The sequence below is a fragment of the Exiguobacterium sp. s39 genome (assembly GCF_018618925.1).
Taxonomy (GTDB): Bacteria; Bacillota; Bacilli; order Exiguobacteriales; family Exiguobacteriaceae; genus Exiguobacterium_A; species Exiguobacterium_A abrahamii.
This window is the reverse complement of sequence record NZ_JACSNA010000001.1, coordinates 1,819,193-1,835,250: the sequence shown is the minus strand read 5'-3', so window position 1 is coordinate 1,835,250 and position 16,058 is coordinate 1,819,193. Positions and strand designations below refer to the sequence as shown.

General features: G+C 50.5%; 13 protein-coding genes. 12 read left to right on the top strand and 1 reads right to left on the bottom strand.

What is annotated here, in order from left to right; all coding sequences use genetic code 11:
- The first annotated feature begins 35 nt into the window (after positions 1-35).
- The 6 genes from KNQ11_RS09610 (at position 36) to KNQ11_RS09585 (ending at position 10,381) form a co-directional block, all read left to right on the top strand.
- Entirely contained in the window at positions 36-1,436 is a 1,401-nt protein-coding gene (locus KNQ11_RS09610; RefSeq protein WP_149427773.1) for a M23 family metallopeptidase, read from the top strand.
- Positions 1,437-1,529: 93 nt separating this feature from the next.
- Entirely contained in the window at positions 1,530-2,954 is a 1,425-nt protein-coding gene (locus KNQ11_RS09605; RefSeq protein ID WP_149427772.1) for a S41 family peptidase, read from the top strand.
- 22 nt (positions 2,955-2,976) lie between these two features.
- Positions 2,977-4,140, top strand: coding sequence for a PDZ domain-containing protein (locus tag KNQ11_RS09600; RefSeq protein WP_214727780.1), 1,164 nt, complete (start codon positions 2,977-2,979; stop codon positions 4,138-4,140).
- 206 nt (positions 4,141-4,346) lie between these two features.
- Entirely contained in the window at positions 4,347-6,314 is a 1,968-nt protein-coding gene (gene uvrB, locus KNQ11_RS09595) for an excinuclease ABC subunit UvrB (protein WP_023469235.1), read from the top strand.
- Between the two features lies 1 nt (position 6,315).
- Positions 6,316-9,171 carry an excinuclease ABC subunit UvrA gene (uvrA, locus tag KNQ11_RS09590; protein ID WP_133207887.1) on the top strand — a complete coding sequence of 952 codons (2,856 nt, stop codon included), beginning with the start codon at positions 6,316-6,318 and terminating at the stop codon, positions 9,169-9,171.
- Positions 9,172-9,271: 100 nt separating this feature from the next.
- A complete protein-coding gene (locus KNQ11_RS09585) occupies positions 9,272-10,381 on the top strand; it encodes a DUF4097 family beta strand repeat-containing protein (protein WP_149427770.1) in 1,110 nt (369 codons plus the stop codon).
- 244 nt (positions 10,382-10,625) lie between these two features.
- Here the strand turns inward: KNQ11_RS09585 and KNQ11_RS09580 are convergent, their stop codons facing one another.
- Positions 10,626-11,009 carry a hypothetical protein gene (locus KNQ11_RS09580; protein WP_149428157.1) on the bottom strand — a complete coding sequence of 128 codons (384 nt, stop codon included), beginning with the start codon at positions 11,007-11,009 and terminating at the stop codon, positions 10,626-10,628.
- Positions 11,010-11,135: 126 nt separating this feature from the next.
- Between KNQ11_RS09580 and hprK the strand changes: the two genes are divergently transcribed.
- The 6 genes from hprK to KNQ11_RS09550 all read left to right on the top strand — a co-directional run bounded on the left by hprK (position 11,136) and on the right by KNQ11_RS09550 (position 16,022).
- Positions 11,136-12,071: an HPr(Ser) kinase/phosphatase gene (gene hprK / locus KNQ11_RS09575; RefSeq protein ID WP_035396292.1), complete on the top strand. Its 936-nt coding sequence runs from the start codon at positions 11,136-11,138 to the stop codon at positions 12,069-12,071.
- A complete protein-coding gene (gene lgt, locus KNQ11_RS09570; protein WP_214723897.1) occupies positions 12,071-12,904 on the top strand; it encodes a prolipoprotein diacylglyceryl transferase in 834 nt (277 codons plus the stop codon). The genes hprK and lgt overlap by 1 nt, the downstream gene beginning before the upstream one ends.
- A gap of 3 nt (positions 12,905-12,907) precedes the next feature.
- Positions 12,908-13,564, top strand: a complete 657-nt coding sequence (gene ppaX / locus KNQ11_RS09565; protein WP_214723895.1) for a pyrophosphatase PpaX — start codon at positions 12,908-12,910, stop codon at positions 13,562-13,564.
- On the top strand, positions 13,548-14,030 hold the full coding sequence (locus tag KNQ11_RS09560) for an acyltransferase (protein WP_035396297.1): 483 nt from the start codon (positions 13,548-13,550) through the stop codon (positions 14,028-14,030). The genes ppaX and KNQ11_RS09560 overlap by 17 nt, the downstream gene beginning before the upstream one ends.
- A 30-nt stretch (positions 14,031-14,060) precedes the next feature.
- Positions 14,061-14,441, top strand: coding sequence for a sporulation phosphorelay system protein KapB (gene kapB, locus KNQ11_RS09555; protein ID WP_023469227.1), 381 nt, complete (start codon positions 14,061-14,063; stop codon positions 14,439-14,441).
- A 96-nt stretch (positions 14,442-14,537) separates the two neighbouring features.
- Positions 14,538-16,022, top strand: a complete 1,485-nt coding sequence (locus KNQ11_RS09550; protein WP_035396300.1) for a tetratricopeptide repeat protein — start codon at positions 14,538-14,540, stop codon at positions 16,020-16,022.
- Positions 16,023-16,058 lie beyond the last annotated feature (36 nt).

The following is a 16,058-nucleotide window of genomic DNA, read 5'->3' as shown; positions in this document are numbered from 1 at the left end:
TCACTCAAAAATAAAATAGAGGAGAGATGCTTCTCATGAAAGTCCGATTCTATTCTGCCGTCCTGAGCTTAGCTTTGATTGGAACTAGTGTGTCCGTTGATGCCACGTCGAAAGAAGATTTGCTGAAGGAACAACAGGAGGTCGAAAGCCGTCTGAAAGAGACGGAACGATCACAGAATCAGACATCAGAGAAGTTAATCTTGACGAAACAGGAGCGCAAGGAAGCCCGTGCGCAACTGGATGAAGTCAACAGCCGTTTGGATGATTTAGCGCTTAAAATAGCCGATCAACAAGCGGCTGTTGCTGCATCCAAGGAACAATTGCGTCTGACGGAAGAAGCGATTTCCGAGACGTTGAAGGAACTGCATCAGCAAGAAGATTTGCTCGGAAGCCGATTGCGTGCCGTCCAGCAAAAAGGAGACGTCAAATACATCGAGGTCCTGCTCGATGCAAAGGATTTTGGTGATTTGATTTCGCGTTTCAGTACGGTCAGCGAGATCATCAAGCAAGATGATAATGTCTTGCAAGCCTATAAGGCAAACGTCAAGCAACTGAGCGAACAGCGCTCGGAACAAGCGTTATTACTGGAGAGCATGAAACAGGAACAACGGAAGTTACTCGTGCTTCAGACGCGGATCATCGCGGAGTCTGATTTGAAGCGGAAGCTCGTCGTCCAGTTGAACACGAAGGTCAAGGAACTACAACAAGAGCAGTTCTCAAAAGCCGAAGAGGCGGAAATCCTTGCGGATCAGCGTCGTCTGATCCAAAACGAATTGATCGCCTTGCAAGAAGCGGAGCGAAAAGCAAAAGAAGAGGCGAAACGCAAAGCCGAAGAAGCCGCGCGGGCAGCAGAAGCCAAACGTCAAGCGGAAGCCGCAGAAGCTGCTGAAGCTGCACGAGAGGCAGCAGCGCAACAGGAACAGAAAGAGGCGCCGAAAGCAGAGACACCTAAAACAGAGACGTCGGTTCCTGAGACCGAGACGCCAAGTGCAACACCGGATACGAGTGTTGATGTCGACGTCAGTCGACCGTTCCACTTACCAGTCAAAGGCTATGTGTCGTCACCATTTGGTCCGCGGAACAATCCGTTGACAGGGAAACCGGAGTTGCATACGGGCATCGATCTCGTCAATGCGAAAGGGACTCCGATTCATGCGGCAGCCGGTGGGATCGTCCTCCGTGCCGGTAGTGCGACCGGGTACGGAAATGTCGTCATGGTGACGCATTTGATCGACAGACAGGTCTATACGACCGTCTATGCGCATCTCGACTCGATCAGTGTGTCGGCGGGTCAAACGGTCATGCCAGGTCAAACGGTCGGGACGCTCGGCTCAACTGGCTGGTCAACAGGACCGCATCTGCATTTCGAATTGCATAAGGGAGAATGGGCGGTCGGGCAACCAAATGCAGTGGATCCGGCACCGTACATCTTTTGACATCCCATAGAATACCGAAAAGATAGGGTAACCTATCTTTTTTTGCTATACTGAAAAAAATACTGCGTTTTTAATGGAAGTGGGGAATCAAGCGTGAAAAAATCTACAACAGCAGTCATCGCGGTCAGTACCTTCGGGCTTGGTTTAGGGGCAGGCGCCGTCGGGATGTTAGCGGCTGGCGGAACGGATTCTGTCTCGACGTCATCGTCGTCGGCGAATGCGACGGGTGATTGGAAAAAAGTCGATCAGGTCCGTCAAATGATCGAACAGAACTATCTAGAGGACGTAACGGATAAAGAACTGCTGGACGGTGCGTTGTCCGGTATGGCGGAAGTGCTTGACGATCCGTATTCCGTCTATATGGATGAGTCGGAGACGGCATCGTTCAATACGAATCTATCGTCTTCGTTCGAAGGGATCGGTGCGACGCTTGAACAAAAAGGCGAGTCGATCGTCATCGTTTCACCGATTAAGGGATCACCTGCTGAAAAAGCCGGGATCAAACCGGGTGACGTCATCTTAGAAATCGACGGCAAGTCGACGAAAGGGCAAAAGACGGATCAAGCGGTCAAGAAAATCCGTGGTGAAAAAGGAACGAACGTCGTCCTGACGATTCAGCGAAGTGGACAAGACGCGATGGACATCACGATCAAACGGGATACGATTCCGATTGAGACGGTCTATACGTCGACTGAGGACGTCAACGGGAAGAAGATTGGTGTCTTGCAAGTGACGCAGTTCTCAGAACCGACGGCTAAAGAGTTCGAAAAGGGGCTCGCGAAACTTGAGAGTCAGAACATCGATGGACTCGTCATCGACGTTCGTGGGAATCCGGGCGGTCTTTTGACGGCTGTCTCAAGCATGATTGCACCGTTCATTCCGAAGGACGTTCCGATTTATCAAGTCGAGAACAATAAAGGGGAGCGGCAGCAGGAATTCGGGAAGGCAGACGAGAAGAAACCTTATAACATCGTCGTACTCGAAGATGGCGGATCCGCGTCCGCGTCCGAGATTCTGGCAGCCGGTCTGAAGGAAGGTGCCGGGGCTGCGGTCGTCGGTACAAAATCGTTCGGTAAAGGAATCGTTCAAAGTGCGTATGATTTGAAGGATGGTAGTGATTTGAAGTTGACGACGAACAAATGGCTGACGCCGGACGGTAACTGGATCCATAAAAAAGGGGTCAAGCCAACGATTGAAGTCAAGCAACCAGCATACTTCAACGTCACGAAGATTTTGACTGACCAAAAGTCACTTGAAGTCGGTGATTATGGAAAATCGGTCGAAAACGCTCACCTGGTCCTCGAAGCAATCGGTTACGAGCCAAAAGGACAGGATGGGTATTTCGGTGACACGATGAAGCAAGCCGTCGAAGCTTTGCAAAAGGATGCGAAACTCGACGTCACTGGAAAAATCGATCAGCAGACAGCGGGTGAGATGGAGACACGTCTCCTGAAGAAACTCGAGGACGACAAAAATGACGTCCAGCGGAAAAAAGCACTCGAGGTCGCTGCTCAATAATAAGGAATGGAAAGAGGTCTGAATGCGCGTGGAATTACTCGATGAAATTGGTTGGACCGCGATTAGTCTCATCGCCAGTCCGACCTTGTGGTTAGCACTCCTTGTCAGTTGGGTCATCGGCATCCGGCGTGTCAAACGGGAACGCGGATTGTTCCGCTCCCGGACACACGGTAAACGAAGCGATGTCCTCGAAACACTTTTACCCGGGTTACTAATTGGTCTCGTCTTATCCGTCGTCAGTGGCTGGCTTGGATTGACGGTGACACCACAATACGCTTTGTTGTTACTAGCGCTTTCGAGTGTGTTGTTGTTGATTGGCATCGTTCGCTTGAACGTACCGCTTTGGCCGATCGTCTTGCTTGGACTTGCTGGCTGGTTCCTAATGGATTCACGTCTTGATCCGGTTCGAGCGGTTGAGCCGAAAATGATTTTATTGCTTGCGACGTTAACGCTCGTCGCGGAATGTCTACTCGTCTGGTGGCGCGGGCAACGACGCCTGTCACCGTCACTCGTCGTCTCGAAGCGTGGTCGCTTCATCGGTGGGCTGTCAGCGAATAAACTTTGGCTATTGCCTTTGCTCGTCTTTGTTCCGGGCGACGTGCTTGAAGCCTGGTGGCCACGTTACAGCTTCCCAGAGCTCGTTCCGATCGTTCTCTGGTTACCAATCGGCTTCAGCTTCCTCTTTACGGGTAAGCTGCCGAAAGAATTGATGCGTCCGCTCGTTCAAGGACGTTTGATTACGAGTCTCGTCGCGATTCTCTTAACGGTTCTTGCATACGTCACCGGACAAGCGGAATGGCTGTACGGAATCGTTTTGTTGCTCGTCCTGCACATTGTGTTGCACCAGCGGGTCAAACGATTGAACCGGGCACAGACCCCATTGTTCCTCAATGGAACGCGTGGTGCCGTCATTCTCGGAACGCTACCTGATAAACCAGCTGCCGAGATGGGCTTGATTCCGGGCGAAGCGATTTATAAAGTCAATGGTGAGAAGGTCGATTCGGAAACATCGTTCTACGAAGCCATCCAAAAACACAAACCGTATCTGCGTCTTGAAGTCATGAACCATAACGGCGACATCCGGTTTGCGCAACGTGCCTTCTATGAACAAGATCATCATGAACTTGGTATTCTGTTCGTCAACGAGCCGGTCCATGGTCGCACTAAAGTGCGGTCCTTGCATTAAATTAGTACATCCCTGTCACGGAACAGCCGTGACGGGGATTTTTTTGTCGGCAGAAATATCGAGGATCAACACTCGAAGCAAAAAGAAACTTTTGCATTTTCGAAAAAAAGGGTAACTTCCTAAAAGGAGCACTTCATAATCGAATGTTTGTTCGTAAAGTGGTACAATAAAAATAGATTTTTTACGTGATGAGGGGGAAGCAAACGATGGATTTTGAACTCGTTTCACCATTTGAGCCAGGCGGTGATCAGCCGACGGCAATCGAAAAATTGGTGACTGGGCTAAAACAAGGCGAACGACATCAGACGTTGCTTGGGGCGACCGGTACCGGGAAGACGTTCACGGTCTCGAACGTCATCAAGGAAATCAAGAAACCGACGCTCGTCCTTGCCCACAACAAAACACTAGCGGGACAACTCTACTCGGAGTTCAAGGAATTCTTCCCGAACAATGCGGTCGAATACTTCGTTAGTTTTTATGATTATTACCAACCGGAAGCGTATGTCCCATCGACGGATACGTTCATTGAGAAGGACTCTTCGATCAACGATGAGATTGATAAACTACGTCACTCGGCGACGTCCGCCCTGTTCGAACGGGAGGACGTCTTGATCGTTGCTTCTGTTTCGTGTATCTATGGTCTCGGTAACCCGGAAGAGTACAACAACCACGTCTTGTCACTGCGTGTCGGCAATGAGATGGGGCGAAACGAGATGCTCCGTCGCTTGATCGACATTCAGTATGAGCGTAATGACATCGATTTCCAGCGCGGACGGTTCCGCGTCCGCGGAGACGTCGTCGAAATCTTCCCGGCGTCCCGCGACGAACAGTGTGTCCGGGTCGAGTTCTTCGGTGACGAGATCGAACGGATCCGTGACATGGATCCGCTGACAGGTGAGATCGTTGCTGACCGCGAGCACATCTCGATCTTCCCGGCGTCCCACTTCGTGACGGGGGATACCCGTCTGCAAAAAGCGATCGCGAACATCGAGAAGGAACTAGAGGTCCAGCTTGCGAAGTTACGCGAAGACAATCAGTTGCTCGAAGCGCAACGGCTCGAACAACGGACGAACTACGATCTCGAGATGATGCGTGAGATGGGCTATTGTTCCGGAATCGAGAACTACTCGCGTCATTTGAACTTGATGCCAGAAGGGGCAACACCGTATACGTTGCTCGATTACTTCCCGAAGGACTTCTTACTCGTTGCCGATGAGTCGCACGTCACACTGCCGCAAATTCGCGGGATGTACAACGGTGACCAAGCACGAAAACAAGTCCTCGTCGATCACGGCTTCCGTCTTCCGTCGGCAAAAGACAACCGTCCGCTACGGTTCGAGGAGTTCGAGGAAAAAGTCAGTCAGGCGATCTATATCTCGGCGACACCAGGACCATACGAACTCGAACATTCAAAAGAGATGGTCGAGCAAATCATCCGTCCGACCGGTCTTGTCGATCCGACGATCGAGATTCATCCGATCACGGGACAAATTGATTACTTGATGGACAACATCCGTGACCGGGTCGCGAAGAACGAACGTGTTCTCGTGACGACACTGACGAAGAAGATGGCAGAAGATTTGACCGATTACTTGAAAGAGAATGGTGTCAAGGTCAACTATATGCACTCGGAGATCAAGACGCTGGAACGGATTGAAATCATCCGTGACTTACGACTCGGAAAATACGATGTCCTCGTCGGGATCAACTTGTTACGAGAAGGACTCGATATTCCGGAAGTCTCACTCGTGACGATTCTTGATGCCGATAAGGAAGGCTTCCTCCGTTCGGACCGTTCGCTGATTCAGACGATTGGTCGGGCGGCTCGGAACTCGGAAGGACACGTCATCTTGTTTGCCGATAAAGTAACCGATTCGATGCAACGCGCGATCGATGAGACGGAACGCCGTCGCGCGATCCAGATGGCGTTCAATGAAGAACATGGCATTACGCCGCAGACGATCAAAAAAGATGTCCGTGGTGTCATCAGCACGACGATCGAGAGCGACGATACTGTCGAAAAACTCGAGAAGTTCAACAAACTCAAAAAACCGGAGCGCGAAACGTTGCTTGAGCAGCTCGACCAAGAGATGCGTCAAGCGGCGAAAGACATGCAGTTCGAACGAGCTGCCGAGCTCCGCGACCTCATATTAGAATTGAAAGCAGGTGCCTAAGTTGGGAGAAAAGAAGAATCAGATTATCATCAAAGGCGCTCGCGTCAATAATCTACAAAACATCGATGTCGAAATTCCCCGCGATCAGCTCGTCGTCTTGACGGGCTTGTCCGGGTCAGGGAAATCGTCTCTTGCCTTCGACACGATCTACGCTGAAGGACAACGGCGTTATGTCGAAAGTTTATCTGCCTATGCCCGTCAATTCCTCGGACAAATGGATAAACCAGATGTCGACACGATCGAAGGACTGAGTCCGGCGATCTCGATCGACCAAAAGACGACGAGTAAAAACCCGCGTTCGACGGTTGGAACGGTCACAGAGATCTATGATTATTTGCGTCTATTGTACGCACGAATTGGTAAACCGATTTGTCCAAATCATGGAATCGAGATTTCGAGCCAGACGATCAGTCAGATGGTCGACCAAGTGATGGAGTTGCCGGAGCGGACCCGCCTGCAAATTCTCGCGCCAATCGTTTCCGGACGCAAAGGGACGCACGTCAAGGTTCTCGACGATTTGAAGAAGGAAGGCTTCGTCCGCGTCCGTGTCAACGGAGAGACGATGGATCTCGCCGAAGAGATCACGCTTGAGAAAAACAAGAAACACTCAATTGAAGTCGTCGTCGACCGTGTCGTCGTGCGACCAGACGTCGAAGCCCGTCTGGCGGACTCACTCGAGACTGCCCTTCGCCTCGCGGACGGTCGGGTCATCGTCGATACGATGGACGGCAACGAACTGTTGTTCAGTGAACACCATGCTTGTCCGATCTGTGGCTTCTCGATCGGCGAACTCGAACCACGCATGTTCTCGTTCAACTCACCGTTTGGTGCTTGTACGTCATGTGACGGTCTCGGAACGAAGCTTGAGGTCGATGTCGATCTCGTCGTGCCACATCCCGATAAGTCATTGAACGAAGGGGCAATCGTTGCCTGGGAACCGACAAGTTCGCAGTATTATCCTCAATTGCTCAAAGCGGTCTGTGACCATTTCAAGATCGATATGGATACACCGTTCGAACAGTTGTCAGAAGAACATCGCGAAACGATCTTGAACGGAAACACGAAGGAAGAGATCCACTTCCGTTATGAGAATGACTTCGGGATGGTCCGAAATACGAACCTCTACTTCGAAGGGGTCCTCAATAACTTACAACGTCGCTTCAAGGAGACGTCGTCTGATTATATTCGGGAACAGATGGAAGGCTACATGGCGAAGAAGGCATGTCCGACGTGTAAAGGACACCGCTTGAAACGGGAATCGCTCGCCGTCAAAGTATCCGATCACCATATCGGTGAAGTGACGAAGATGTCTGTCAAACAAGCGGTCATGTTCTTTGACGAACTGCCCGAGAAATTAAGTGAGAAGGATCAGACGATTTCGCGGATGATCGTCCGTGAGATTCATGAACGAGCGTCGTTCCTTGAGAACGTTGGTCTCGATTACCTGACAATCTCACGCGCAGCGGGGACGTTGTCCGGTGGAGAAGCGCAACGGATTCGTCTTGCGACTCAAATCGGTTCGCGTCTGACGGGCGTCCTCTACGTTCTTGATGAACCGTCGATCGGTTTACACCAACGCGATAATGATCGTTTGATCAATACGCTGAAGGCGATGCGTGATCTCGGCAATACATTGATCGTCGTCGAGCACGATGAAGACACGATGATGGCAGCCGATTACTTGATTGATATCGGACCAGGTGCCGGCGATCACGGTGGATTCGTCACGGCAGCCGGGAAACCGGAAGAGTTGATGCAGGATGCGAACTCGTTGACAGGTCAATACTTGTCCGGGAAGAAGTTCATTCCTGTTCCATCGACACGCAAAGAGCCAGACGGTCGGATGCTCCATATCCACAAAGCATCGGAAAACAACTTGAAGAACGTCGATGTCGACATTCCGCTTGGTCTGTTCGTTGCTGTGACCGGTGTCTCGGGATCCGGGAAATCGACCTTGATCAATGAAATTCTTTATAAGACGATCGCGCACGAGATGAACCGGGCGAAGGAAAAACCGGGTGCTCATAAAGGAATCACCGGTCTGGATCAAATCGATAAGGTCATCGACATCGACCAGTCACCAATCGGTCGGACACCACGCTCGAACCCAGCAACCTATACCGGTGTCTTCGATGACATTCGGGACGTCTTTGCTTCGACGAACGAAGCGAAACTCCGTGGTTACAAAAAAGGGCGTTTCAGTTTCAACATCAAGGGTGGACGCTGTGAAGCGTGTCGCGGCGACGGAATCATCAAGATTGAGATGCACTTCTTACCGGACGTCTATGTTCCGTGTGAAGTCTGTCACGGGAAACGCTACAACCGCGAAACACTCGAAGTGAAGTATAAAGGCAAGACGATTGCCGATGTCCTTGAGATGACGGTTGAAGATGCCCTTGCCTTCTTCGAGAACATTCCGAAGATCACGCGGAAATTGCAGACGATCGCTGACGTCGGTCTGACGTACATGCGTCTCGGTCAACCCGCGACGGAACTGTCTGGCGGGGAAGCCCAACGTGTTAAACTGGCGTCCGAGTTGCATAAGCGCTCGACTGGGAAGACGATCTATATTCTTGATGAGCCGACGACAGGACTCCACGTCCACGATATCGCGCGTCTGTTGAAAGTCTTGCAACGTCTCGTCGATAATGGTGATACGGTGCTCGTCATCGAACACAACTTAGATGTCATCAAGACGGCAGACTACTTGATTGATCTGGGACCAGAGGGAGGCGACGGTGGCGGAACAATCGTTGCTGCCGGTACACCGGAACAGATTGCTGAAGTCGAAGCATCTTACACGGGACGATACCTCGCACCTGTCCTTGAACGCGATGCGGCACGAATTGAATCATGAAACTTTTATGGATGAGGATTCGTAGGGAGGAACTAAGGGAACTTAAACGAAAGTATCATGTAACACACGTTTGAGGTTCAAGAATAGGAGGGAACGGTTCATGAAGCAAGATATGCGTCAATTGATATTGGAGCAAGTCAAAGAAGGAAAGTTAACGATTGATGAGGCACTCGATAAACTTGAGCGGCTCGAAGCGATCGACGAACGTGCAACTTCTGCCAGTGAACATAAGTACGTCGATGAACCAGAACAATATGATCGGGTCGACCAGTATTCCGTCGATTCACTGACGACGAAAGTCATGTCAGCGTTCGATAATCTCGTCAGCCGAATCAAGGACAGTGATCTTTCGCTTAATCAGGCGTCCGGTCCGAACGTCACCTACGTCAAACAATTCCCGTTCAGCGGTGAGACGGTTCACGTCGATCTGTTCAATGCGAACTTGGTCGTCGAACCGAGTGATCTCGAAGAATGCGAATTGACGGTGACAGGACGTCCGCTCCGTCGCCAACAGGTGACGGAAGAACAGGCGCTTGAGCAACTTCAAGCTGCTGTTCAACACGCGGTCTCGGCGAACACACTCTCAATCCGTTTGAAGGATAAGAGTGTCCGTGCGACAGTCCATCTGAAAGTACCACGTCGTCATTACGAATCATTCGTCTTACAGACGCTAAACGGGGAAATTTCGCTGACGTCACTCGACACGACATCCGCTCAACTGATGACAGCAAACGGTCGAGTCAACGTCCGCGATCTGTTCAGTGAGGACGTCAAAGTATCGACAGCGAACGGTTCGATTGAAATCGAAGAGTCGGAGTTGAAAGTCTTAAAGGCGAAGACAGCCAATGGACAAATCATCACGACAGGTGTCTTCGAACGTTCAGAACTAAAAACGGCGAACGGAAACGTCCGCTGCGAGCTGAAGACAGCGCAAAATGCGAAGGTCAAAGCGTCGTCGCTTGCTGGAAGCATCGCCTTGATGTTGCCGCACGGCGCTGAAGTCTACGGGGAACTCGAGACGAACTTCGGTGGTCTCAACTGCAACCTCGATGACATGGAATTGATCCGGGATCAAAAAGAGATCGTCAACCGGAAACTCCATTTCGTCTCAGGACGCGGTCGTTCACCAAAAATCGAGGTCGAAGCGGATACGAAGACAGGTACGATTTCGGTCACGCACGGTGTTCACCTCAGTCCACAAGCGTTATAAGCATACTAGCGCAACTTCTTGAAAAAGAGGTTGCGCTTTTCTTATGACGTCTTATCCGCTTTGCGTGCTTTCCTCAGGCGAGACACAAGCCGCGGCTACGTCGTTCTAGAGTAAGCCGGGTCTCGTTTGTCTCTGACAGCGCGGACGTCCGCACTTTTTCCTGTAGGAGTCACGCGAGCGGGGCTTCGTCAGCTGCATAGACAAAAACACCCATCCTCACTGAAAAGGATGGGTGTAGCTTACATCAATAATCGTAATCCTGATCCATCATCGGCTCGTCAAAGTTCATGTTTTCGATATTATTCATATCGTAACCGAACGAGAGTAAGGCAATGACACCGATGATTGCAAGAACGATTGAAACGAGAATCAGACCGATTCCGAGCCAACTCTTTCTGCGTGCGCGATTCCAATAGAAGATGATCGCGAGGACGTAGGAAATGAATGAACCGCTGATGAAGATTCCGATGATTGAGATGATGAAGAATAAGAGGGCTGTTTGATCTTGATTACGCGAATACGCTTTCCACATATCGATCAGTGAGATGATGAGGTAGACGAAACCAGCAATCGCTAGAACCGCAAATAAGATAATGACTAAAATGAATCCGATACCACCGCCTGACATCACGGCAAAACCTCCTTCAAAATATTAACTCTTTATTCCATTCCCAAGAAATCATGCTTCTAATCCAATTCCATGAATCGAATAAAAATATGGTACAATACTTCAAGTGAAAGGGGCTGACGAAGCGTGCAACCAAAAGTGCGAACAGCTGAAATCGTAAAACAATTCAATCTCCACATCGTCACGGGAGAAGAGGGCTTACATCGTCCGATTCTGACGGCTGATTTGTGCCGACCTGGCCTTGTGCTTGCCGGTTATTATGCCTATTACCCGGCAGAACGTCTCCAGATTCTCGGAAAAACAGAATTGACGTTCTTCAATAATTTAACGTACGAGGAACAACGCGAACGAGCGAATGTCCTCTGTACGGATGAAACACCTGGTATCTTGATCACGCGTGGATTCGAAGTACCGGAAGCGATCATCCAAGCCGCAGACGAGACGAACGTGCCACTGTTGACGACAAAAGGGCATACGACATCGGTCGAGTCACAGATCACGAACTTCCTCGAAGCGGAACTTGCGCCAACGACGGCGATGCATGGTGTCCTCGTCGATATCTATGGTGTCGGTGTCTTCATCAAAGGGGCAAGTGGTGTCGGTAAATCGGAAACGGCACTCGAACTCGTTAAGCGAGGTCACCGCCTGGTGGCAGATGACTCAGTTGAGATTCGTCAAACTGGTGACGGGATTCTCGTTGGGACAGCACCGAAGTTGATTCAACATCTGCTTGAGATTCGTGGAATCGGGATCATCGATGTGATGACGTTGTTCGGTGCAGGTGCGGTTCGCTCGCATAAGAAGATCAGCCTCGTCTGTAACCTCGAGATTTGGGATCAATCGAAAGTCTATGACCGCGTCGGTCTCGATCAAGAGACACTCCAAATCATCGATACGGAAATTCCGTTCCTGACGATTCCGGTTCGTCCCGGACGAAACCTTGCTGTCATCATCGAAGTCGCAGCGATGAACTATCGTCTGAAGAACATGGGCATCAACACAGCAGAAGAATTCGCGGGACGTCTCGCGCAAGCAATTGAAGATGGGAATGGTGGTCTTTGATGGGAACTTTAGCCTCTGTACAACCAACGTTTGACCGCGTGGCGATCGAACTCGGTCCTGTACCGATTTACTGGTACGGCATCGTCATCGCACTCGGTGCGGTCGTCGGTCTCCTGATTGCGATCTTCGAATCGAAGCGAATTGGCTTCAACGAAGAGTATGCGGTCGATGTCGTCATCTGGTCGATTCCGATCAGTATCATCTGTGCCCGGATTTACTACGTTGCGTTCGAGTGGAACTACTATAGTCAACATCTCGACCAAATCATCAATATCCGCCAAGGTGGGATTGCGATCCACGGTGCAATCATCGGCGCGATTTTGACGGTCATCATTTACACGCGTAAGAAAAAGATCTCGTTCTGGCAAATCGCCGATATCTTGGCACCATCCCTCTTGTTCGGACAAGCCGTCGGACGCTGGGGTAACTTCTTCAACCAAGAAGCACACGGTGGCGAAACGACATGGTCGTACTTACAAGATACGCTGCACTTACCGAACTGGATCGTCAATCAGATGTATATTGACGGAACGTACTATTTACCGACGTTCCTCTATGAAAGCATCTGGAATATCATCGGTGTCATTCTATTGATCGTCTGGCGGATGAAGTTCAATCCACGCCGTGGGTATGTCTTCCTCGGTTATCTGATTTGGTACTCGATCGGACGCTTTTATATTGAAGGACTCCGGACGGACAGTCTGATGATGGGGGATGGACTCCGGACGGCACAAATCGTCTCGATCTGTTTGATCATCTTCGGTGTGATTATGATGGTCGTTCGCCGCAACGCCGTTCGTTACTTGGACGGTTCGAAAAAGGAGGCGAAGTAATCGATGATTCGCACGTTACTGTTTGACTTAGATGGAACGTTGATCGATACGAATCCATTGATCTTAAAAAGTTTCGAGCATACGCTCAGTTACTATTACCCGGACCGGACGTTCACGGAAGCGGAATTGCTTCCGTTCATCGGTCCAACGCTTGAAAAATCATTCTCAGCGATGAACGCAGAAGAGTGGAAAGAGATGGTTGCCTTTTACCGGAGCTACAACATCGCGATGCATGACGCGCTCGTGCTCGAGTATCCGGGTGTGCTTGACGGATTACGTCGCCTGCATGAAGCGGGTTATAAGATGGCGGTCGTCACGTCGAAGAGCCGTCGTGTCGCTTTACGCGGCATCGAGTTATTCGGATTGACGTCACTGTTTGACGCCGTCATCGCAGCGGACGACGTGACGGAAGAAAAACCAGCCGTCGAGCCGTTCGAAAAAGCGATGCAGTTGCTTGGATCAACGGCAGACGAAACGATCATGGTCGGTGACAACGATACGGACATTCTCGGTGGTAAGAACGCGGGATTGAAGACAGTCGCGGTCGGTTGGGCGATCAAAGGACGCGCGTACTTAGAAGCCCTCGAGCCGGACGTCATCATTGATTCGATGGATCATCTTGCTGCTTGGCTGGAGGAACAAAATGGCGCGGCGAACTGATCGGTTTCAGGTCGGCACGACGAATCCACTCTGGCACATGTACCGGACGGTGTCGTTCTTTAAAGTGATGTGGTGCTTTACGATCATCACGATCGGGCGGTTTGCTCCGTCGCTTCGTTTCAAGAACGCGCTCTACCGGACATGTCTTCGGATGAAGATCGGGGAGAAGACGGCGCTTGCCTTGATGGTGATGCCAGACACGATGTTCCCGGAGCGAATCACGATTGGTGACAATACGATCATCGGCTTCAATACTACGATTCTCTGTCATGAATATTTGACGACGGAGTATCGTTTAGGTGACGTCGTCATCGGAAGCAATGTTTTGATCGGTGCGAACGTGACGATCCTACCGGGCGTAACGATCGGAGATGGTGCCGTCGTTGGTGCCGGATCAGTTGTTCACCGGGACATTGCACCGAACGAACGCGTCTCGAGTCAGCCGCTTCGCCGGCACGAAATGTGACAAAACTGTGAGAAGGAAGAAGGAAAAAAGATGACGCACATCCGCTTTACGTATAAGACAGGAAAGTATTTCGGAAGATTATTCGCCGAACGTCCACAAGGTCTCGTCGTTGAGGTGTTGGCTGTTGAGAAGCATCCTGTTCAAGGAGATCTTCACCAACCGAACCAAGTCGATGTTCCACTCTTCCATATCCGGACCGCCTTGCATAAGCACGAAAAGATCACGGTTTCGCCCGCAGTCGTTTATGCGTATGACGGAGAGATTCCGGATTATGCGACGAGCTTACGGCAGGCATATGACAAGGACGTGGCACGTCTTGAAGGACTGAATCCGGAGACGGATGCTTTTGTACGAAAATGCTTAGAGAATTACAAAGAACTGGAATCGATTTATGCGAAACGCTGGGGATGAACTCCGGCGTTTTTTTCTGTTGCATGCCTCCTAGAGATAGGGTATTCTTGTGTCTGCAACTACGAAACCAGTTTACTATTTATGGGGGCTTGAATCATGATGGAATTAACCAAATACAAAGCAGACCCCTTTGCGATAACAGCGCGCCAAGCGGAACTTTTTTATTTCCGCGGACGGAAGGCGCACCGGGAAGGGCGACTGGACGAAGCCGTCTATCATTTAGATGAGGCGACGACACTTCAGCCAGCGGACATCCGTTATTTGCTCCGTTATGCCCGTGTCTTATTCGAGACAGGAGAAATCAATCATGCGAATGATGTCTTGAAACAAGTACGCGCACTCGACGCATCAAATACGGAAGCACTCTTTTATTTAGCGAATAACTACGCACACGTCTCACTTTATGAAGAAGCGCGACAACATGCGATGGAATATTTAGAGCAAGCACCAAACGGCAAACACGCGGAGGCATCGGCCGCACTCGTGGAACTGATTGATCTTGAACAAGAGATGGAAGACGACGAAGAGGATGAATTGATTCGTCTGCATGGTCAGGCACAACGCCAGATCGATAAAGGGATGCTGTTCGCGGCACAGGAGACGTTGACTGGACTGATTGCCCAGTACCCGACGTTCTGGCCTGCCTACAACAACCTTGCAATCGTTGAGTTCTATTTAGGAGAGAACGATCAGGCATTCGCTTCCCTCGAACGGGTCCTTGAAGGGAATCCGGGGAATTTGCATGCCCTCTGTAACACGCTCGTCTTGCTACACGAGATGGGACAGGACGAAGAGGCACATCGTCTCTCTCGTCAGCTCGAACACGTCCGTTCCGTGCACCTTGAGACACGTTATAAGGTCGCGTCGACGTTAGCGATCATCGGTCGATACGATATCGCCTATGAAGAGTTGAAGTTGCTCGAGCGTCGTGGATACCGGGGAGACCCACTCTTTGGTCACTGGTTATCGATCTCTGCCTATAAGACGGGACACGTCGAAGAAGCAGCGGCTTTCTTGAAGTCGGACGAAGCACAAGCGTTAAAGGAAGAGACGGATACGTATGACATCCGCCACAACCTGCAGTTTCGCTCGGCACTCATCCAAGCGTTGAAGACGGAAGATGATGTTTCACGGATCTTTACGGCACTTCTTCTTGGTAAACTGAACGATGCTGAAGCACGGCTTGCATTGTCGATGATGCCAGAAGTGACAGACCAGGAAGACGTCCTGTTATTGACGGAACAGATTGTCATCGAGATGGAAGGACGGACTGATGTCGTGGATGAACGCATTCACCGGGCATTGCAGACGATCCGTCTTGCGGAACGATTCGTTTCAGACGAAGAACGGATGAGTCTCGAAGGGGATTTTTATGAACGCTTCGCACAGCTCGTCTTAAGTGGGGAATCGTTCGATTCAATCGAAGCATCCGCTGCATCACTGCTTTATCTGTTCCATGATTTACGGGACGGAATGCTGATCGAAGAATGTGCATCACTCGTCGATTGTTCGTTCGATCACGTCGCATCGATGATCCGGACACATGAACGGATGCTGGCACCGCTACAAGCAAAGTGTTAGACGTTTAGGGGATTCTCACCTATACTCAAATTACAA

Excerpts from the sequence above, each read along its gene's own strand:
- KNQ11_RS09610 (WP_149427773.1), top strand. The coding sequence starts at position 36 with ATGAAAGTCCGATTCTATTCTGCCGTCCTGAGCTTAGCTTTGATTGGA.
- KNQ11_RS09600 (WP_214727780.1), top strand. The coding sequence starts at position 2,977 with ATGCGCGTGGAATTACTCGATGAAATTGGTTGGACCGCGATTAGTCTC.
- uvrB (WP_023469235.1), top strand. The coding sequence starts at position 4,347 with ATGGATTTTGAACTCGTTTCACCATTTGAGCCAGGCGGTGATCAGCCG.
- KNQ11_RS09585 (WP_149427770.1), top strand. The coding sequence starts at position 9,272 with ATGAAGCAAGATATGCGTCAATTGATATTGGAGCAAGTCAAAGAAGGA.
- KNQ11_RS09580 (WP_149428157.1), bottom strand. The coding sequence starts at position 11,009 with ATGTCAGGCGGTGGTATCGGATTCATTTTAGTCATTATCTTATTTGCG.
- lgt (WP_214723897.1), top strand. The coding sequence starts at position 12,071 with ATGGGAACTTTAGCCTCTGTACAACCAACGTTTGACCGCGTGGCGATC.
- ppaX (WP_214723895.1), top strand. The coding sequence starts at position 12,908 with ATGATTCGCACGTTACTGTTTGACTTAGATGGAACGTTGATCGATACG.
- KNQ11_RS09560 (WP_035396297.1), top strand. The coding sequence starts at position 13,548 with ATGGCGCGGCGAACTGATCGGTTTCAGGTCGGCACGACGAATCCACTC.
- kapB (WP_023469227.1), top strand. The coding sequence starts at position 14,061 with ATGACGCACATCCGCTTTACGTATAAGACAGGAAAGTATTTCGGAAGA.
- KNQ11_RS09550 (WP_035396300.1), top strand. The coding sequence starts at position 14,538 with ATGATGGAATTAACCAAATACAAAGCAGACCCCTTTGCGATAACAGCG.